We start from the raw sequence: 18,650 nt of genomic DNA on the forward strand, positions 1-18,650 counted from the left end.
CGCGACGACGAGCCACACCGCGTTCACCGTCTCGCCCCGGGCGAACGCGATGATCGCCCAGGCGACGGCGCCGAGCACCGCAACGATCGCGAACACGATCTTGTGCCGCGCGGTGATGGGGGAGCGGTCGACAACCGCGACGGGTGGCAGGTCATCGTCGGTGTGGATGTAGCTGACGTCTGCGCCGTGCTCGGTGACTGCCACGGCGGAAACCCTACGCGCGCTGAATCAATAACGCCTGTTCAGCGGAGCGGGCAATGCCATGGCCATTACGAGACCAGGGCATTACCGTGATTTGGTGCCGTTATGGCGAGTGCGTGACTACGACGACGACGACCTGGACCAGGCGATTCAGATCTGGGACCAAAGCCGCAATCCGGGTTCGGCGGAGCCAGTCTTCGCTGTCGCCGAAGTCATGGCCGCCGCCCGGTCTGGTCAACCGGCGGTGGTCGCCGAGGTGGGCGACGAAGTGGTCGGGATGGCCGTCGCGCGGACGGACGGCGAACGGGCGTGGGTGCTTCTGGTGGCGCTGGCGTCACGGTGGCGTCATCGCGGTATCGGCAGCGCGCTACTGGCCGATCTCGAACGACGACTGCGCTCGGTCGGGGTGCGCAAGATTTGCGCAATCGTTGCGGACGGCGCGACCGGCTCAGCGGCGCTGGAGAATTCCGGCTACGCCCGCCGCGACGGGCTGGTGTACTACGAGATGGTCGAGCACCTGCGGCCCGATCAGGCCAACATGCTCGCACAGCTGGGCGGGCGGATGCTGCCGCCGGGGTTGTGGCAGGAACTGGCCGGGATGGAGCAGGAAAAGCTCATTATCGAGCAGCGCATCATCGCTCCGCTGGCTCACCCCGACATCGCCGACCGCTATGGAGTACGTCCTCCCAAGGCCGTGATCTTGTTCGGCCCGCCGGGGACTGGCAAAACGAGCTTCGTCAAAGGCATTTCGTCGCGGCTGGGTTGGCCCTTCGTGGAGCTTTTTCCGTCCCGGCTGGCCGCGGCGACGGAGGGTGGCCTGGCGGCTTCGCTCCGGGAAGTCTTCGGAGAACTGGCCGAACTGGATGAGTTGGTGCTGTTCATCGACGAAGTCGAGGAGATCGCGGCCGCTCGCGGCGGCGCCAGCACCACAGAAACCGGCGTCACCAATGAGTTGCTGAAACTCATTCCGACGTTTCGTGAGCACGACAGGCGCCTGCTGGTGTGCGCCACCAACTCGGTTCACGCTCTCGACTCGGCGTTTCTGCGGCCCGGCCGCTTCGACTATGTCATTCCGATCGGACCACCGGACCAGCCGGCTCGCATGTCCGTATGGAAACGCTATCTGGGAAAAGGTGATTCGGGCATCGACGTTGAACAGCTGGTCGCTGCGACCGAACTGTTCACCCCCGCTGACATCGAGTTCGCGGCCCGCAAGGGTGCGCAGGTGGCGTTTGACCGTGAGATGGAGCATGGGCGAGGAGAGCCCGCGACGACCGGAGATTATCTGATGGCCGTCGACGATGTCCGGCCGACGTTGACTGGCGCGATCCTGGCCGAATTCACCGACGACAAAGCGCGATTCGCGAGGTTATAGTTCCGCGTGCGGGTTCAGTACAGTGCGCGCACGTCGCCGATGGTGTCGGCCTCGGCGGGGCCCTTGTCGTCGCGATAGCGCACCACGCGGGCGAACCGCAGCGCCAGCCCGCCGGGGTAGCGCGACGATTTCTGCACGCCGTCCAGCGCGATTTCGACCACCTGTTCGGGCCGCACGTAAACGACGTAACCGTCCGTCCCGCCGACCGCGAGTTCGCTGAACCGGGCGGTCTGCCACTCCAGCATGGCGTCGGTCATGCCCTTGAAAGTCTTTCCCACCATGATGAATTCGCCGCTGGCCGGATCACGCGCGCCCAGGTGGATGTTGGAGAGTTTGCCGCGGCGCCGCCCCGATCCCCACTCCACCGCGAGCACCACCAGATCCAGCGTGTGCACCGGCTTGACCTTCAGCCAGCCGGCTCCGCGGCGCCCCGCCGCATACGGCGCCTCGGGCGCCTTGGCCATCACGCCCTCGTGGCCGGCGGCCAGCGTCGCGTCCAGGAAGGCGCCGGCCTCCGCGGGGTCGGCGGTGAGCAGCCGGTCGACTCGCTGCGCCGGCGGCACCAACGCATCCAGGGCGGCCAGCCTCTCGGTGGTCGGGGCGTCGATCAGGTCGACGCCGTCGCGATGCAGGATGTCGAAGAAGAACACCGAAAGCCGCTGCGCGGCAACGGCTGCGGCGATGTCGACGGAGCGGCCGAACCGTGATGCGGTGACCTGGAACCGGTGGGGACGGTTGTCGGGCCGCAGCGCGATGGCCTCGCCGTCGGCGATCAGGTTGTCGACCGGCAGCGCCAGCGTCGCCTCCACTACCTCGGGCAGCCGGGCGGTGACATCGTCGAGGCTTCGGGTGTAGACCGTGACCTCGTCACCGGCGCGGTGAATCTGCACCCGCGCGCCGTCCAGCTTGGCTTCGAAAATCGTTGAGCCGCCGTGGCGTTTGATCCCATCGGCCACGCCCGTCGCGGTCTGCGCCAGCATCGGGCCGACCGGCCGGCCGACCCGTAGGGTGAACGCGTCCAGCGCCGACGCCGCACCGGACAGGGCCGCCGCGGCCACCGCCGGCAGGTCCCCGCCCAGCATGGCGGCGCGCTGCACCGCGGCGACCGGGATGCCGGCGGCCTTGGCCACGGCGTCGGCCATGATCCCGGCCAGCGCGCCCTGGCGCAGTTCGCCGCCGAGGAGTCGCAGCAGAAAGGTCTGCTCGGCATCGGTGGCGGCGGCGAACAGGGCGTCCAGCAGCGCGGCGCGGCGCGCCTGCGCACCCTTACCCGACACGGCGCCGATCTCGGAGAAGGTGGCGTCGACGCCGGCGACGGTGAGCCCCGGCTCGCTTGCCGCCGGTGGGCGCGTGCGCAACGATGCCCAGCCGACTCCGATCTGGCGTTGTCGCAATTCACCCGAGAGCCACGACACGATGGTCGCGACCGATTCCGGGTCGGGGGCGGCGCGGCCGAGCAGGTCGGCGATGTGGGCGACCTTGGTCAATCGCGATGAAGTGCCGCCGACGTCAATAGACGTGGCCGCCACGTCGAGGAGGAGCACGGTTTTGAGCTTGGCATGGCTCGGTGACAAGCCGCCGGGGCCGACACGCTAGCGTGCCTACGTAACGTTACAGATTGCAAGGGATCTGACAACCCGAAAAGGAGAGGTCCGGATGGAGATCAACGGGAAGAAGGTCGTCGTCATCGGCGGCGCTTCGGGGATGGGTCGTGCCAGCGCCGAGCTGCTGCACGCCCGTGGCGCGGACGTCGCGATTCTCGACCGCGAGGGTTCCGACGGCAAGACCGTTGCCGAGGCCGTCGGCGGCACGTTCTACCCGGTTGACGTCACCGACTTCGCCGGCACCGAGGAAACCCTGCAGACCGCGGTCGACAAGCTGGGTGGCCTGCACGTGGTGATCACCACCGCCGGTGGTGGCATCGCCAAGCGGACGCTGACCAAGTCCGGCCCGCACGACCTCGAGTCCTTTCAATCCGTCATCGACCTGAACCTGATCGCGACCTTCAACATCAGCCGGCTGGCCGCCGCGCACATGGCCAAGAACGAGCCAGAAGACGACGAGCGCGGCGTCATCATCAACACCGCTTCGATCGCTGCCTTCGAGGGGCAGATCGGGCAGGTCGCCTACACCGCCGCCAAGGCGGCGATCGCCGGCATGTGCCTGACCATGGCGCGCGACCTCGGCTCGGTGGGCATACGGGTCCTGGCAATCGCCCCGAGCCTGTTCGCCACGGGGCTGACCCAGGGCATTCCCGACGAGTTCGCGACGCAGCTGACGAAGGACGCGGCGTTCCCCAAACGCCTCGGCCGTCCGGAGGAATACGCCAAGCTGGCCGCGGCCATCGTGGACAACCCGATGCTCAACGGCCAGTGCCTGCGACTGGACGCAGGGCAGCGGTTCGCGCCCAAGTAGACGCCCCCCGTTGGGGCCCTCCCCGCATTAAGTACACTCTTTAGGCAGCCGCCCCGCTTCCCCTCGAAGCGGGGCAGGCCACCCAGCTTCAGCTCCGACGATGCGGACCGCGCGGCGGTCCGAGCGGGAGCGGGACGATCACACCCGGCTGGCATGCGGCGCGAGGAGGGCCCTCATGGGTATCGCAATAACCGACGACCATCGTGAACTCGCCGAGGTAGCTCGCGGGTTCTTGACCTCGCAGAAGGCGCGGTGGGCGGCGCGCTCGCTGCTCGACGCCACCGACGAGCCGCGCCCCGGGTTCTGGCAGAACCTGGTCGAGCTCGGCTGGCTCGGCCTGCACGTCGACGAGGAGTACGGCGGCTCCGGTTTCGGGCTGCCCGAACTCGTCGTGGTGATCGAAGAACTCGGTCGGGCGGTGGCGCCGGGACCCTTCGTGCCCACCGTCATCGCCTCTGCGGTGATCGCCAAAGACGGTAGCGCCGAACAGAAGTCGCGGCTGCTGCCCGGCCTGATCGATGGGACCGTCACCGCGGGCATCGGGCTGGACAGCCAGGTGCGGGTCAACGACGGCGTGGCCGAGGGTGAGGCCGGGATCGTTTTGGGCGCCGGGCTGGCCGAGCTGCTGCTGATCGCCGCGGGCGACGACGTGCTGGTGCTCGAGCGCGATCGCGACGGCGTCTCGGTTGAGGTGCCGGGGAATTTCGATCCGACGCGGCGGTCCGGACGCGTCCGCCTGCAGAACGTGCGCCTCTCCGACGACGACGTTTTGACGGAGGCGAGGCTATCGGCGCTGGCCCGCGCACGCACCCTGCTGGCCGCCGAGGCCGTGGGCGGGGCGTCGGACTGCGTCGACACCGCCGTGGACTACGCCAAGGTGCGCCAGCAATTCGGGCGCACCATCGCCACTTTCCAGGCGGTCAAGCATCACTGCGCGAACATGCTGGTGGGCGCGGAGTCCGGGATCGCCGCCGTCTGGGACGCCGCCCGCGCGTCGTCCGAGGACGAGGAGCAATTCCGGTTGATCGCCGCGGTGGCCGCGGCGCTGGCCTTCCCGGCCTACGTCCGCAACGCCGAACTCAACATCCAGGTGCACGGCGGTATCGGCTTCACCTGGGAGCACGACGCGCACCTGCACCTGCGCCGGGCGGTGGTGAGCGCGGCGCTGTTCGGCGGTGACGCGCCGGCCGCCGACGTCTTCGAGCGCACCGCCGCGGGCGCCGTCCGCGAGAACAGCCTGGACCTGCCGCCGGAAGCCGAGGAACTGCGGACCAGCATCCGCGCCGACGCCACCGAGATCGCCGCCCTGGGCAAAGAGGCCCAGCGCGACAAGCTGATCGAGACCGGCTACGTGATGCCGCACTGGCCCAAGCCATGGGGACGCGCGGCCGACGCCGTCGAGCAGTTGGTGATCGAGGAGGAGTTCCGCACGGCCGGCATCAAACGGCCGGACTACGGCATCACCGGCTGGGTGATCTTGACCCTGATCCAGCACGGAACACCTTGGCAGATCGAACGATTCGTGGAGAAGGCGCTACGTAAGGACGAGATCTGGTGCCAGCTGTTCTCCGAGCCCGACGCCGGCTCGGACGCCGCGTCCATCAAGACGCGCGCCACCCGGGTGGACGGCGGCTGGAAGATCAACGGCCAGAAGGTGTGGACCAGCGGGGCGCACTACTGCGCGCGCGGGCTGGCCACCGTGCGCACCGACCCCGACGTCCCGAAACACGCCGGCATCACCACGGTGATCGTCGACATGAAGGCACCCGAGGTCGAGGTGCGTCCCCTGCGGCAGATCACCGGCGGCTCGGACTTCAACGAGGTCTTCTTCAACGACCTGTTCGTGCCCGACGAGGACGTCGTCGGCACGCCCAACTCCGGGTGGACCGTCGCGCGCGCGACGCTGGGCAACGAACGCGTCAGCATCGGCGGCAGCGGATCGTTCTACGAAGGACTGGCCGACCAACTGGTGCAGCTCACCGAGCAACGCCCGGATCGGTTGGCGGGCGGGCGAATTCGAGTCGGGTCGTACCTCGCCGAGGAGACCGCGCTGCGACTGCTGAACCTGCGGCGCGCGGCGCGCAGCGTCGAAGGCGCGGGACCCGGCCCGGAGGGCAACGTCACCAAGCTCAAGCTGGCCGAGCACATGGTGGAGGGCGCCGCGATCATGGCGGCGCTGCTGGGCCCCGAGGTCGCGCTGACCGACGGTGCCGGCGCCCTGGCCGGCCGGCTGATGATGGGGGCCCGCGGGATGGCGATCGCCGGCGGCACGTCGGAAGTGACGCGCAATCAGATCGCCGAGCGGATCCTCGGCATGCCGCGTGACCCGCTGATCAACTAGTCCGGGGGCGGTCAGGCCGGCGCGAATTGCGCCGCGCCGCCGCTGCCACGTTCCGGCCGCAGGGCGACGGGCATGCCGCAGCTCACCGAATCCGGCTCGCAGTCAACGATATTGGCGGCGACCCGCAGGCCGCTCTGTTCGGCGAGCTCGACGATCGCGATGACGTACGGGGTGGGGATCTCCGGGTTGTACGGGTGATGGTTGACCGTGTAGGTGAACACGGTGCCCCGCCCGGAAACTTCTCGCGCCTCCAGCGTGCCCCCGCACTCGCGGCATTCGCCGCTGGCCGGGTGCACCCAGCGCGCGCAGTCGTCGCAGTATTCGATGAGCAGCGGCCCGTTCGACACGACGAATACAGTACACTCAATTGATTCGAAGCGGCGGCGGGTGTGGTTCTGACGGGCGGTGTACATGACGCATTTCGAAAAAGACGCGATCTTGTCCGGCACCGGGATCTCACGAATCGGCCGCCGCACCGGCATCCCGGGCCTCGAGCTGACCATGGAGGCGGTGCGCACCGCCATCGAGGACGCCGGGCTGGCCGCCGGCGACATCGACGGCATCGCGACGCTGGGTGACACACCCGCGGCGGACGTCAACGCCCAGCTGGGCATCGAGGCCGCGGACTGCGGATCGGGCTTCGGCACCGGCGGCCTGCTTTCGCCGGTGATGTCGGCCTGCCGCGCGGTCGCCGAACGCCGCGCCCGCCACGTGGTGGTCTACCGGACGATCCAGATGCTCGGCGGCACGGTCCCGGTCAAGCAGGAAGAGAACGCACCGGCCCCACCGCTGGCGCGGATGTTCGAGACGCCCGAAGGCGAGCCGAAGCCCGCCGTCGGCGCGATGGACGACGTCAACGATCTGGTTGCGGCGCACGCCTATTCCGCCGCCAACTGGCTGGCGCTCAACTGCCGCCGCCACATGGACCTGTACGGGACCACCAAAGAACAGCTGGGCTGGATAGCGCTCAACGGCAGGCGCAATGCCGCGTTGAATCCCCGTGCGGTCTACCGGGATCCGATGACGATGGCCGACTATCTGGGCGCTCGGCTGGTGTCCACCCCACTGGGGCTGCTGGACTGCGACGTCCCGATCGACGGCTCGATCGCGGTGGTGGTCTCGCATGCGGAGTACGCCGCCGACTGTCCCCACCGCGCGGTGAAGGTGGAGGCGATCGGCGGGTCCGACGGCGCCGGCGGCTGGTTTCACCGCGCGGACTACCCGAAGATGGCGATGTCGGACGCGACGGCGCAGATGTGGTCGCGCACCACGTTGAAGCCCGCCGACCTCCAGGTCGCCCAGCTCTACGACGGATTCACCTATCTCTCCCTGGCGTGGCTGGAAGCGCTGGGGGTGTGCGGAGACGGCGAGGGTGGCCCGTTCGTCGAGGGCGGGGAACGGATCGCCCGCGACGGGCACCTGCCGCTGAACACCTACGGCGGCCAACTCTCGGCGGGGCGCATGCACGGCTACTGGGCGCTGCACGAAGGGTGCCTGCAGCTGCGCGGCGACGCGGGGGAGCGGCAGGTATCGCGTCGCCCCGAGGTGGGCGTCGTCTCCGTCGGCGGCGGGCCCGTCGCGGGGTGCATGCTGCTGACCTGTTGAGCGACAAGGCGATCGAGCCCCGATGACTGAGGAGCCAAAGACCGGCCAGACCGACAAACTCGCTTCGATCCTCGCCCGCGACATCGAAGCCGATATCGTCCGCCGTGGCTGGGCGGTGGGCGAGTCGCTGGGCTCCGAACAGGCTCTGCAGCAGCGCTTCGGGGTGAGCCGGTCGGTGCTGCGGGAGGCGGTTCGCCTGGTCGAACACCATCAGGTCGCGCGGATGCGCCGCGGGCCCAACGGCGGGTTGTACATCTGCGAACCCGATGCGGGGCCCGCCACCCGCGCGGTCGTCATCTATCTCGAATACCTGGGCACCACGCTGGGCGACCTGCTCAACGCCCGTCTGGTGCTCGAGCCGCTGGCGGCCTCGCTCGCCGCCGAGCGCATCGACGAGGCCGGCATCGCGCGGCTGCGGGCGGTCCTGCAGGCCGAGCAGCAGTGGAAGCCCGGTTTACCGGCGCCGCGCGACGAGTTCCACATGGCGCTGGCCGAGCAATCCAAAAACCCGGTGCTGCAACTGTTTATCAATGTCCTGATGCGGCTCACCACCCGCTACGCGTTGGCGTCGCGAACGGATTCGGCGACCGAGGCGATCGAGGCGGTCGACCATCTGCACGCGCACCACTCCGCGATCGTCGCAGCCGTCACCGCCGGTGATCCGGCGCGCGCCAAGACGCTGTCCGAGCGACACGTCGAGGCCGTTACGGGCTGGCTGGAGCAGCATCACGCGGGCGGCGGGAGCCGGGGTCGCAAGAGGCGCCGGCGGCTCGATTCCGAGGCCGCCAGGGGCAAACTGGCCGAGATGCTGGCCGTCACCATCGGTGACGACATCGCCGCGAGCGGCTGGCGCGTGGGTTCGGTGTTCGGCACCGAGGCGGACCTCTTGGAGCGCTACCGGGTGAGCCGCGCGGTGCTCCGCGAGGCGGTGCGATTGCTCGAATACCACTCGATAGCCCACATGCGCCGCGGCCCGGGCGGTGGGCTCGTCATCGCCCAACCCGCGGCGCAGGCCAGTATCGACACGATCGCGCTGTACCTGCAGTACCGCGATCCCAGCCGCGAAGACCTGCGATGCGTCCGCGACGCCATCGAGATCGACAACGTCGCCAAGGTGGTCAAGCGGCTGGGCGAACCCGAAGTGGCGGCGTTCCTGGCCGGCCATCGGTCCGGGCTGCCGGAAAACTCGCGCCAGACGGCCGACGACGTGCGGCAGGCGATCGCGGAGGAGTTCAACTTCCACGTCGGCCTGGCGCAGCTAGCCGGAAATGCGCTGCTGGACCTGTTCCTTCGGATCATCGTCGAGCTGTTCCGCCGGCACTGGTCGAGCACCGGGCAGGCGCTGCCGACCTGGTCGGACGTGCTGGCCGTGCACCATGCGCACCTGCGAATCGTCGAGGCGGTCGAGGCGGCAGACGAGAGCGTCGCCGCTTATCGCCTCCGCCGGCATCTCGATGCGGCCGCCTCGTGGTGGCTGTAGAAAACGCGATCGCCGGCCGTCGTGGTGGCCTCTGCAATGAGGCAACCTAAATGTGATCTGTTGCGCGGTATAGCGAAGGCCCGTCTGGGGTACTGGAAGGGAGGGAAGGCGTAAGCCTACCCAGCAGGGGGTTGGCGTACGTGATCGAAAGCGAGAGCGCTGAAGTGACGGCGGGTAACGAAACCAGACAATACGGTTTCGTCCACTCAGCATCGATTTATCACTCTCAGCAGGAGTTTTTGGATTTGGTGGGGCGCTTCGTCGGCGACGGCGTGGCGCTGGACGAGGCGGTGCTGGTTGCCGCGCCTCCCGAGACACTGGCGCTGCTGCACGACGTGTTGTACGCCGGCGGCGACTTGCCCGCCGACGTGCGCATGGTCGACATCACCGAAGTGGCCCGCAATCCGAGCCGGTTCATGGCGATGGAGGGTGCGTTCATCGACGAGCACCCGGACCAACGAGTCCGGATCGTCAGCCAGCTCGCGTGGCCCGGCCGCACCGACGAGGAATTCGTCTCCTGCATCGAGCACGAAGCGCTGGTCAATGAAGCGATGGACGGCTACCCGGCCACCAGTCTGTGCCTGTACGACGCGAGCCGGCTCGGCGATGCTGTCCTGGCCGACGCCCGCGCCACACATCCGCTGCTGTGGGAACGCGGTGTGCTGCAGCGCAATCCGAATTTCGCCCCCAGGGACGTCCTGGAACGCTGCAATCAACCCCTGGCCGCCGGTCCCGGGGCGGTCACCTACATGGTCCGCAAGTCGGCTGACCTCCGGCCGGCCCGGTCCTTTGCCGTGGACTACGCGGGCTGGATGGGGCTGTCGCAGGAGAGCATCGAGGATTTACAGCTGGTCGCAACCGAGTTGGCCACCAACAGCCTGATGTACACCGGGGGCGCGTGCCGGTTGGCGTTCTGGAAGGACGACGGGCACCTGGTCTGCGAGGCACGCGACACCGGGCGATTCGACGACCCGATGGTGGGGCGCCTGGACCCGGGCCCCTGTGGTCCCGCGAGTCGCGGCCTGTATCTGGTCAACGCCATCTCGGACCTGGTACGAACTCACACCACAAGGACCGGTACGACGATTCAGGCGTATCTGCGGTTCGAGCCGGCTGTCGGCCCGGCCGGATAAGACGTAGCGGTCCAAGAAAATAGCGACCCGCCGAGACCACAGGTCCCCGCGGGTCGCTTGTCTTTTTTGCTCAGAGGCCGAGGCTCCCGGTGATGCCACCGACGATGCCACCGACCGTGCCGCCGACGGTGCCACCCACTGTGCCGCCGGTGGTGCCGCCCAGCGTGCCCCCGGTGGTGGTCCCGGCGGTGGTGCCACTTACCAGGCATCCGGTCGGCGCGAACAACACCACGACGAATCCCGCGGCGGCCGCGGTGGCTTTAAGGACTTTCTTTGTCCTCGTTGAATTCATAATCACATCCTTTCATCTGGAGGCATAAGCCCCGCATGTAAACCGCCCTATTTAACGGATGTTACAACGGCTATTGCACACACGTAAAGACCTGATTTGTATTTGTTCTCGTGTGCGCAGAGGGCGTATGCTGCACGTCAATAAGCCACTACAGCAGCATCATTCGGCGAGGGAAGCGCGCGAATGTGATATCGCGCTTGCGCCGGGGGATAAACAAGATATTGCTCGGGCACGACGGTGTCGATAACGGGCAATTGGCAGCGCGATAGCGCCATTGTTGCAGCGCTATTGCGCGCTTAATCCCGGCCGAAGTCGGGTGTGGAATTCTCCGTCATCCGGGACCGCCGGATAGACGGAGCGAGTGAGGAAATAGGGTCCCGCCGAGATCAAAATCCCGGCGGGGCGCTTGTTCGATCGGATTAAAGGCCGATGCTGCCCAGGATCCCACCAATGCCGCCGACGCCGGAGCCGCCGGCACCGCCGATGAGGCCCGAGCCGCCGGCGCCGCCGGTGACCGTCGTCGCACAGCCCGGTACTGCTAACACCGCGGCAACCCCGACGGCCGCTGCGGCAGCTTTGAGGGTTTTCTTGGCGCTCTTCGGCTTCATGATCGTGCCTTCCAGGTGAGGGGTAGTTGAACAGCCGTCTAATTGACCGTTCCTCGCCGACATACCCCCTGTTAAACACGCGTAAACCAAACTTTTAGGATTATTTTCTGTATTTTTTTGTACGGTCCGTTTGTCCGGCTCAATGGCGTTTTGCGCCCGCCGAGGGAAGTTGCAGAAACCGTGGTCGGGCGTCTAACGTCAACGCTCGTGCGTCTTTTCGAGCGAGTCGTAGTAGCTAGCACCCGCAGCGGGGTCTGATCCTGACCGACCCCCCGCTGTGGGTCGGAAGCTACTGCCGTCGGTCGCTCCTGCAGACCAGAGAAGACCGGCACCATGACTTTCCCCGAGTGCGATCAGCACCAGAATTTCGAATCCGCCCGTGTGTGGTTTGGCGAACGCTTCGGCGTCGCGTTGCCCCTCGGTCTGCGCGAGCGGGCCGATTCCATGTCCTGGGCAAGCTTCGTCGCGACCTATGGGCGCAACGCGGGCCCGCTGCGGCTGGGTGACTGGCAGTGCGCCGACGGCGGTCGCGCCGCGGCCCGACCGGGTCCGCAGCCCCGCGACTACCGGGCCGTGATAGCCGTGGGCGACCGCATCAGCACCGTCACCGCCGCCGCGTCAGGACCGATCGCGGCCCTGACCGCGATGCTGCATCAGCGCGGGATCACGGTCGAGGTCGTGAACTTCCATCAGATGCGATCGGCAACTGGCAGCGCTACTTTCATCCGCGGCAGCGACGGCGTCCGCACGGAGTGGGCGATGGGCTGGGCGGATGATCCGACGCAGTCGGCGCTGCGCGCCGTGATCGCCTGCGCCAACCGGCTATTCGCCGGCCAGTAAGAGATCAATAGGTGAGTTTCATGTGCGCTAGCGCCAGTGATAGCGCACATGAAACTCGGCCCCAACCGCGGCGGCGGCGACTGACGCTGCCGTCGCGGACGTTCTACAGCGGGCGCAGCACGATCGGCATGCCGTCCATCGGAATCGGCATGCCGCCGTAGTCCCAGTGCGGCTGGTAGCCCGGCCGGGCCAGCTCGACGCGGTAGCGGCGCAGCAGCCGGTGCACCACGGTCTTGACCTCCAGCTGGCCGAACACCATCCCGATGCACTTGTGCGCGCCACCGCCGAACGGCGCGAACGCGTAGCGGTGCTTCTTGTGCTCCGAGCGCGGCTCGGCGAACCGCTCCGGGTCGAATTTGTCTGGCTCCGTCCACAATTCGGACAGCCGGTGATTCATGCCGGGCCAGATGGTGATGTTGGTTCCGGCCGGGATGTAGTGGCCCAGCAGCTCGGTGTCGCGCACCGCCATCCGCATGTTGAACGGTAGCGGCGTCACCATGCGCAGCGACTCGTTCATGATGAGTTCGAGTGTTTCCAGCTTCTCCAGCGACTCGATGTCCAGCGGTCCGTCGCCCAGGCGGGCCGACTCCTCGCGCGCCCGCTCCTGCCACTCCGGGTTGGCGGCCATGTTGTAGACCATCGTGGTGGTCGTCGAGGTGGATGTGTCGTGCGCGGCCATCATCAGGAAGATCATGTGGTTGACGATGTCTTCGTCGGTGAAGCTGTTGCCGTCGTCGTCCTCGGTGTGGCACAGCACGGTCAGCATGTCGTTTCCGGTGGCGTTGCGGCGGTCCTTGACCCGCTCGATGAAGTAGTCCTCGAGCAACTTGCGGGCCTTCAGGCCGCGCCACCACTTGAACGGCGGAATCGGCTGCCGGATGATCGCGCCGCCGGCGCGCGTCGTCGTGGTGAACGCCTGGTTGACCTTGGTGACCAGGTCATGGTCGGACCCCGGCTCGTGTCCCATGAACACCAGCGAGGCGATGTCGAGCGTGAGTTCCTTCATCGCCGGGTGGAACAGGAACCGCGCGTCGTTGGTCGGCCAATTGGCGACGATGTCGGTGGCGACCCGGTCGATGTGCTCGACGTAGCCGGTCAGCCGGCTGCGGGTGAAGGCCTCCTGCATGATCCGGCGGTGGTACATGTGCTCATCGAAGTCGAGCATCATCAGCCCGCGGTTGAAGAACGGCCCGATCACCGGGTGCCAGCCCTTCTGCGAGAAGTCCTTGTTCCGGTTGGAGAACACGGCCTGGGTGGCGTCGGGTCCCAGCGCGGTGACCGCCGGCATGATCGGCGAGTCCAGGTAGATCAGCGGGCCGTGGTTTCGATAGAGGTGCAACGCGTAGTCCGGGCCGCCGCGGAACAGCTCGATGATGTGGCCGAGGATCGGGAGCCCGGCGTCGCCCAGCACGGGCTTCAGGTCGCTGTCGGCCGGCGGGTCCGCGAGTACTTTGGTCTCCCACTCGTGGGCGAGCAGGCGCTTCTCGATCGCACCCATCCCCGGGATGGTCTGCAGCGTCGGGGTGAACCGGCGCCGCGCCTGATCCAGCAGGTATTGCGGGGTGCTGATGGTGGCGGTCATAAACGCTCCTTTGCGTGCCCTCCGGGTGACGGCCGTCACTGATTCATAACCTTCGCTGAAAAACTTGACGGCTGTCAAGTTTGCTTTTTGCGAGGCGTGGTGCAAGGTCAGGGAGTGACCAGCCACCCCGCCCCTCCAGAGCCGGGCGCACGACGGCGAGGCGACAAGCAACGCCAGGCGATCGTGCAGGCGGTGCGCGAACTCCTGCAGGAGAAGCCGTTTGCCGAGTTGTCGGTGAGCACCATCAGCCTGCGGGCCGGAGTGGCGCGATCCGGCTTCTACTTCTACTTCGACTCCAAATACGCGGTGCTGGCACAACTCATGGCCGAGGCCACCGAGGAGCTCGAGGAACTCACCGAGTACTTCGCGCCCCGGCAGGCCGGCGAGTCACCCGAAGAGTTCGCCAAGCGAATGGTCGGCAGCGCCGCGGCCGTCTATGCGCACAACGACCCCGTCGTTACCGCGTGCAACGAGGCCCGCAATACCGACGTCGAGATTCGCGATCTGCTGGACCAGCAGTTCGAGGTGGTGCTCGGCCAGATCGTCGGGATCGTCGAGGCCGAGATGAAGGCCGGGACCGCCAGGCCGATCAGTGACGACCTGCCGACGCTGATCCGCACCCTGGCCGGCACCACCGCGCTGGTGCTGACCGGCGACCCGATCCTGACCGGGCGCGACAGCGACCGTGACCGACGGGTGCGCGTCCTCGAGGAGCTGTGGTTGCACGCGCTGTGGGCGGGCCGTCCCTAGCGCGGTGGTACCGCCGGTATCGTCACGGCCATGGCGCAGAGGGGATCCGGGCGGTCTTTCGCGGGAAAGCGGTGCCTTGTCACCGGTGCGGCGAGCGGCATCGGCCGCGCCACGGCGTTGCGGCTCGCCGCGCACGGCGCCGAGCTCTACCTGACCGACCGCGACCGCGACGGTCTCGAACAGACCGTGGCCGACGCGCGGTCGCTGGGCGCGCAGGTCCCCGAGCATCGCGCGCTGGACATCGCCGACTACGACCAGGTGGCCGCCTTCGCCGCCGACGTTCATGCCGCACATCCGAGCATGGACCTCGTCCTCAACATCGCGGGCGTATCGGCGTGGGGCACCGTCGACCGGCTGACCCATGAGCAGTGGAGCAAGATGATCGCCATCAACCTGATGGGCCCGATCCACGTCATCGAGACCTTCGTCCCGCCGATGGTGGCGGCCAAGCGCGGCGGACATCTGGTCAACGTGTCCTCGGCGGCCGGGCTGGTGGCCCTGCCGTGGCACGCCGCCTACAGCGCCAGCAAGTACGGACTGCGCGGCCTGTCGGAGGTGCTGCGCTTCGACCTGGCCCGGCACCGCATCGGGGTGTCGGTGGTGGTGCCGGGCGCGGTGAACACCCCGCTCGTCGGCACCGTCGAGATCGCCGGCGTGGACCGGGAAGACCCCAGCGTCGCGCGATGGATCAGGCGGTTCGCCGGCCATGCCGTGTCGCCGGAAAAGGCTGCCGACAAGATCCTGGCCGGGGTGGCCAAGAACCGGTACCTGATCTATACGTCGGTCGACATCCGGGCGCTGTACGCCTTCAAAAGGCTTGCGTGGTGGCCCTATAGCGTGGCCATGCGCCAGGTGAACGTCATCTTCACCCGCGCGCTGCGACCCAGCCCGGCGCCGCTAGTCCGGCATGACCAACTCAAGGCGCACGCCGAGCAAGCGGACCGGCCTGTCGAGCTCGAATAGGTCGAGAACGCGAAGGGCCGCGGCCACGATGACGTCGCGATCGGTGCTCGGCGCATCGAGCTTGCGAATCTTGGTGCGCGTGTAGAACGTCGCGGTTCGCACGGTGACCGCCACCCGGGTCACCACTCGGTCCTCCGCCAGCACATCCGTTAGCGCCCGCTCAGCCAAATCCGTTACGGCCGCGTCCATTTCGGATCGATCGGTGAGATCGCGTGGAAAGGTGACCATGTGGCTGCGCGAGCGTGGCACCCAGGGTTCCGCGCTGACCCGGCTGTCGCCGCCGCCCTTGGCCAACAGCAGCAGCCACAGCCCGGTGCGCGGGCCGAACGTGGCAGTCAGCAGTTCCGCGTCGCAGTGGGCCAGCTGCCATACCGTCGTAATCTCAAGATCGGCAAGCTTTTTCGCGGTCTTGGGGCCCACGCTCCAGAGGGCGTCGACCGGACGGTCGGCCATCAGCGGCATCCAGTTCGCGTCGGTGAGCATGAAAATGCCGCCCGGTTTGGCGAAGCCGGTGGCGACCTTGGCGCGCTGCTTGTTGTCGCTGATGCCGACCGAGCAGGACAGCCCGGTTTCCGAGGAGATGACGCTGCGGATCTGCTGCGCGACCTCGCCCGGATCCTGCGCCGCCACCGCCACATAGGCCTCGTCCCAGCCCCAGACTTCGACCGGATGCCCCAGGTCGCGCAGCACCCCCATCACCTGATCGGACGCCTCGTCGTAGGCGGCGGGGTCCGAGGGAAGGAAGGTCGCGTCGGGGCAGCGGCGGGCGGCGGCCCGCAGCGGCATGCCCGCATGTACGCCGAACTCGCGGGCCTCGTAGGAGGCGCAGGTGACGACCTTGCGCGGTTCGTTCGGATCGCCGCTGCCGCCGACGATCACCGGCAGCCCGGCCAATTCGGGGTGCCTGCGCAACTCGACCGACGCCAGGAACTGGTCGAGGTCCACGTGCAGGACCCAATCCGGTGCCGCCGCGGGCACGGCGTTCATCGCCCGCAGAGCTTGCGCGCCAGGCTTTCCCACGCGTCGCCCAGCGTCGCCGGCGTGTGACCGCCCTCGGCCAGTTGGTGCTCGATGTAGTCCACGTCCAACAGCGCGAGCAACGCGTCGGTCTGGGCGTCGAGGTCGCCGGTGGAGTCGGCGGCCTTGAGCAGCACCCGCACGTGCGTACGCAGCACCATGGCCGGTGCGTTGTGCCGGTTCTGCGGGTCGCGGTTGGCCGCGGACAGCAGTTCGCAATGGTCGTGAGCGAAACGGATCCGCTCGCGCCCGAACGCGACCAGCCGGTCGGCCGGCGGCGCGCCGGGACCCAGGGGTGGCGGACCGAACAGGAACGCCTGCTGAACGGCTTGTTCGTCCTCGTCCAGCAGCACCATCATCAGCCCGGCCCGGCTGCCGAAGCGGCGGAACAGCGTGCCTTTGCCGACCCCGGCGGCGGCCGCGATGTCGTCGGTGGTGACGGCGTCGGCGCCGCGCTCGGCGACCAGGTTTCGGGCAGCCTCGAGGAGCAGGGCGCGGTTGCGCGCGGCGTCGCCCCGCTCGTGCTGCACCACCTGGGGGGCGAGCACGTGCAACTCACCCGACCGCTCGCTCACTCCTGCACTTTAACGCTGCCGGAATAAAGCGGACTAGAGTCCGATTAAACCATGCGAGGATGTACACAACGACCGAAGGGAACTCCGACAGTGGCAACCAAAATCTTGGCGTTAGTGGGAAGCCTGCGGGCGGCGTCGATCAACCGCCAGATCGCCGAGTTGGCGGGAGCGGTCGCCGCCGACGACGTGACGGTCACGATCTTCGAGGGGCTGGGTGAACTGCCGTTCTATAACGAGGAGATCGACGACGTGATGAACACCGGCGCGCCACCGCTGGCCCCGGTGGCCGCGCTGCGCGCCGCGGCGACCGACGCGGACGCCGCCCTGGTGGTGACGCCCGAATACAACGGCAGCTACCCGGCCGTCATCAAGAACGCGATCGACTGGCTGTCCCGGCCGTTCGGCGACGGCGCGCTGAAGGGCAAGCCGCTGGCGGTGATCGGCGGATCTTTCGGCCAATACGGCGGGGTGTGGGCACACGACGACACCCGCAAGTCCTTCGGCATCGCCGGCGCGCGCGTGGTGGACGCCATCAAACTGTCGGTGCCGTTCAAGAGCCTGGAGGGCAAGGCGCCCGCAGACCACGCCGAGCTGTCCGCAAACGTGCGTGATGTGGTGGGCAAGCTGGCCGCCGAAGTCGGCTGATTGGCGGAAGTCAACAAGCCGCTCGCCGGGCGACCAGCGCGGTTGGCACAACCGAATAGCAGAAGCCGCCAGCTCCGCCTGGCGGCTTTGCTGGCTGCGGGCGGTCCCGTCGTTGTCGGCGGCGATGTCGGTGGTCGCTGCTATACCCCTATATAGAGGTGACCACGCCTCGGCGTGTGATCTGCGACACGCCGAGCGGGTGGTCGGATTTTTTCGCGACAGGGCTCACGACCAGGGAATTTCAAATTTGTTATTCAGAACATCTTGTATCTCGACATCTTGTCAGCCACTAGGTGTAGTGTTTCGAGCACCGGCAGATCCCAGGACCACCAAGCAAGCCAGACTCGGTGAACCCCCCGAAATCGGCACTCACAGGTCGCTCGACCTCGACCGCCGCACGACGGGAATCAGGGGGCCTGACGGATCGCTGAACATAGCAAAGACGCAGTCCAAAAGTAGTTGCCAGTCCGTTGGGTCCCCCTCTTCCGCAAAGGAGCGGCATTCTATGAGCATCACCGTGTACACCAAGCCGGCATGTGTGCAGTGCAGCGCCACCTACAAGGCGCTGGACAAGCAGGGCCTCGCCTACGAGAAGGTCGACATCTCGCTGGACGTCGAGGCGCGCGACTACGTGATGGCCCTGGGATACCTGCAGGCTCCCGTGGTGGTGGCGGGCAACGACCACTGGTCCGGGTTCCGGCCCGACCGCATCAAGGCGCTTTCCACGGCGGAACTCAGCGCGTAAGGCAAGACGTTAGGTAAGGAGGTTGCGGTGCAGTCGCGCAACCCAGGTTGGACGAGTGGCGACCCGCTTCGCCCGGCTGCGCC

General features: G+C 67.6%; 19 protein-coding genes. 11 read left to right on the forward strand and 8 right to left on the reverse strand.

The features are described 5' to 3' along the window. Positions 1-204: hypothetical protein (locus A5708_RS19835; protein ID WP_155766090.1), on the reverse strand; the 204-nt coding region annotated here is incomplete at its 3' end. 94 nt (positions 205-298) lie between these two features. On the opposite strand from A5708_RS19835, the gene A5708_RS19840 reads away from it, so the two are divergent. Then, entirely contained in the window at positions 299-1,576 is a 1,278-nt protein-coding gene (locus A5708_RS19840; protein ID WP_065030288.1) for an ATP-binding protein, read from the forward strand. A gap of 14 nt (positions 1,577-1,590) precedes the next feature. On the opposite strand, the gene A5708_RS19845 is transcribed toward A5708_RS19840, so the two are convergent. Next, positions 1,591-3,120: an ATP-dependent DNA ligase gene (locus tag A5708_RS19845; RefSeq protein ID WP_065030289.1), complete on the reverse strand. Its 1,530-nt coding sequence runs from the start codon at positions 3,118-3,120 to the stop codon at positions 1,591-1,593. A gap of 112 nt (positions 3,121-3,232) precedes the next feature. Between A5708_RS19845 and A5708_RS19850 the strand changes: the two genes are divergently transcribed. Both A5708_RS19850 and A5708_RS19855 read left to right on the forward strand, forming a co-directional pair. Continuing rightward, positions 3,233-3,991, forward strand: coding sequence for an SDR family NAD(P)-dependent oxidoreductase (locus A5708_RS19850; RefSeq protein WP_065030256.1), 759 nt, complete (start codon positions 3,233-3,235; stop codon positions 3,989-3,991). A gap of 175 nt (positions 3,992-4,166) precedes the next feature. Next, positions 4,167-6,332: an acyl-CoA dehydrogenase gene (locus tag A5708_RS19855; protein ID WP_065030257.1), complete on the forward strand. Its 2,166-nt coding sequence runs from the start codon at positions 4,167-4,169 to the stop codon at positions 6,330-6,332. An 11-nt stretch (positions 6,333-6,343) separates the two neighbouring features. Here A5708_RS19855 and A5708_RS19860 read toward each other — a convergent pair whose 3' ends face one another. Further along, positions 6,344-6,679 (reverse strand): Zn-ribbon domain-containing OB-fold protein, encoded by a 336-nt coding sequence (locus A5708_RS19860; protein WP_065030290.1) that lies wholly within the window; start codon positions 6,677-6,679, stop codon positions 6,344-6,346. Positions 6,680-6,743: 64 nt separating this feature from the next. Between A5708_RS19860 and A5708_RS19865 the strand changes: the two genes are divergently transcribed. The 3 genes from A5708_RS19865 (at position 6,744) to A5708_RS19875 (ending at position 10,550) form a co-directional block, all read left to right on the forward strand. Beyond that, positions 6,744-7,937 carry a thiolase family protein gene (locus A5708_RS19865; RefSeq protein WP_065030258.1) on the forward strand — a complete coding sequence of 398 codons (1,194 nt, stop codon included), beginning with the start codon at positions 6,744-6,746 and terminating at the stop codon, positions 7,935-7,937. Between the two features lie 22 nt (positions 7,938-7,959). After that, the gene (locus tag A5708_RS19870; RefSeq protein WP_065030259.1) at positions 7,960-9,417 is read left to right on the forward strand and encodes a FadR/GntR family transcriptional regulator; all 1,458 of its coding nucleotides are present in this window, start codon (positions 7,960-7,962) and stop codon (positions 9,415-9,417) included. Between the two features lie 140 nt (positions 9,418-9,557). Beyond that, a complete protein-coding gene (locus tag A5708_RS19875; protein ID WP_065030291.1) occupies positions 9,558-10,550 on the forward strand; it encodes a sensor histidine kinase in 993 nt (330 codons plus the stop codon). A 70-nt stretch (positions 10,551-10,620) separates the two neighbouring features. Here A5708_RS19875 and A5708_RS26950 read toward each other — a convergent pair whose 3' ends face one another. Both A5708_RS26950 and A5708_RS19880 read right to left on the reverse strand, forming a co-directional pair. Next, positions 10,621-10,842 carry a hypothetical protein gene (locus A5708_RS26950; protein ID WP_155766091.1) on the reverse strand — a complete coding sequence of 74 codons (222 nt, stop codon included), beginning with the start codon at positions 10,840-10,842 and terminating at the stop codon, positions 10,621-10,623. Between the two features lie 419 nt (positions 10,843-11,261). Then, positions 11,262-11,450 carry a hypothetical protein gene (locus tag A5708_RS19880; protein ID WP_065030260.1) on the reverse strand — a complete coding sequence of 63 codons (189 nt, stop codon included), beginning with the start codon at positions 11,448-11,450 and terminating at the stop codon, positions 11,262-11,264. A 333-nt stretch (positions 11,451-11,783) separates the two neighbouring features. Between A5708_RS19880 and A5708_RS19885 the strand changes: the two genes are divergently transcribed. Next, a complete protein-coding gene (locus A5708_RS19885) occupies positions 11,784-12,290 on the forward strand; it encodes a homocitrate synthase (RefSeq protein ID WP_065030261.1) in 507 nt (168 codons plus the stop codon). 103 nt (positions 12,291-12,393) lie between these two features. On the opposite strand, the gene A5708_RS19890 is transcribed toward A5708_RS19885, so the two are convergent. Then, positions 12,394-13,872 (reverse strand): cytochrome P450, encoded by a 1,479-nt coding sequence (locus tag A5708_RS19890; RefSeq protein ID WP_065030262.1) that lies wholly within the window; start codon positions 13,870-13,872, stop codon positions 12,394-12,396. Positions 13,873-13,986: 114 nt separating this feature from the next. Between A5708_RS19890 and A5708_RS19895 the strand changes: the two genes are divergently transcribed. Both A5708_RS19895 and A5708_RS19900 read left to right on the forward strand, forming a co-directional pair. Beyond that, positions 13,987-14,622 (forward strand): TetR/AcrR family transcriptional regulator, encoded by a 636-nt coding sequence (locus tag A5708_RS19895; RefSeq protein WP_065030263.1) that lies wholly within the window; start codon positions 13,987-13,989, stop codon positions 14,620-14,622. A gap of 30 nt (positions 14,623-14,652) precedes the next feature. Then, complete coding sequence (locus A5708_RS19900; RefSeq protein ID WP_065030264.1) at positions 14,653-15,585, forward strand: SDR family oxidoreductase; 933 nt, start codon at positions 14,653-14,655, stop codon at positions 15,583-15,585. Here A5708_RS19900 and A5708_RS19905 read toward each other — a convergent pair. Both A5708_RS19905 and A5708_RS19910 read right to left on the reverse strand, forming a co-directional pair. Further along, the gene (locus tag A5708_RS19905; protein WP_196772692.1) at positions 15,520-16,563 is read right to left on the reverse strand and encodes a DNA polymerase IV; all 1,044 of its coding nucleotides are present in this window, start codon (positions 16,561-16,563) and stop codon (positions 15,520-15,522) included. The two genes, A5708_RS19900 and A5708_RS19905, sit on opposite strands and share 66 nt — an antisense overlap. 5 nt (positions 16,564-16,568) lie before the next feature. Continuing rightward, the gene (locus A5708_RS19910; RefSeq protein WP_065030266.1) at positions 16,569-17,177 is read right to left on the reverse strand and encodes a TetR/AcrR family transcriptional regulator; all 609 of its coding nucleotides are present in this window, start codon (positions 17,175-17,177) and stop codon (positions 16,569-16,571) included. A 51-nt stretch (positions 17,178-17,228) separates the two neighbouring features. Between A5708_RS19910 and A5708_RS19915 the strand changes: the two genes are divergently transcribed. Next, on the forward strand, positions 17,229-17,822 hold the full coding sequence (locus A5708_RS19915; RefSeq protein WP_081293026.1) for an NAD(P)H-dependent oxidoreductase: 594 nt from the start codon (positions 17,229-17,231) through the stop codon (positions 17,820-17,822). A gap of 505 nt (positions 17,823-18,327) precedes the next feature. After that, complete coding sequence (locus A5708_RS19920; RefSeq protein ID WP_065030268.1) at positions 18,328-18,567, forward strand: redoxin NrdH; 240 nt, start codon at positions 18,328-18,330, stop codon at positions 18,565-18,567. Positions 18,568-18,650 lie beyond the last annotated feature (83 nt).

This window comes from Mycobacterium colombiense (genome assembly GCF_001672755.1).
In the GTDB taxonomy this organism is placed as follows: Bacteria; Actinomycetota; Actinomycetes; order Mycobacteriales; family Mycobacteriaceae; genus Mycobacterium; species Mycobacterium colombiense_C.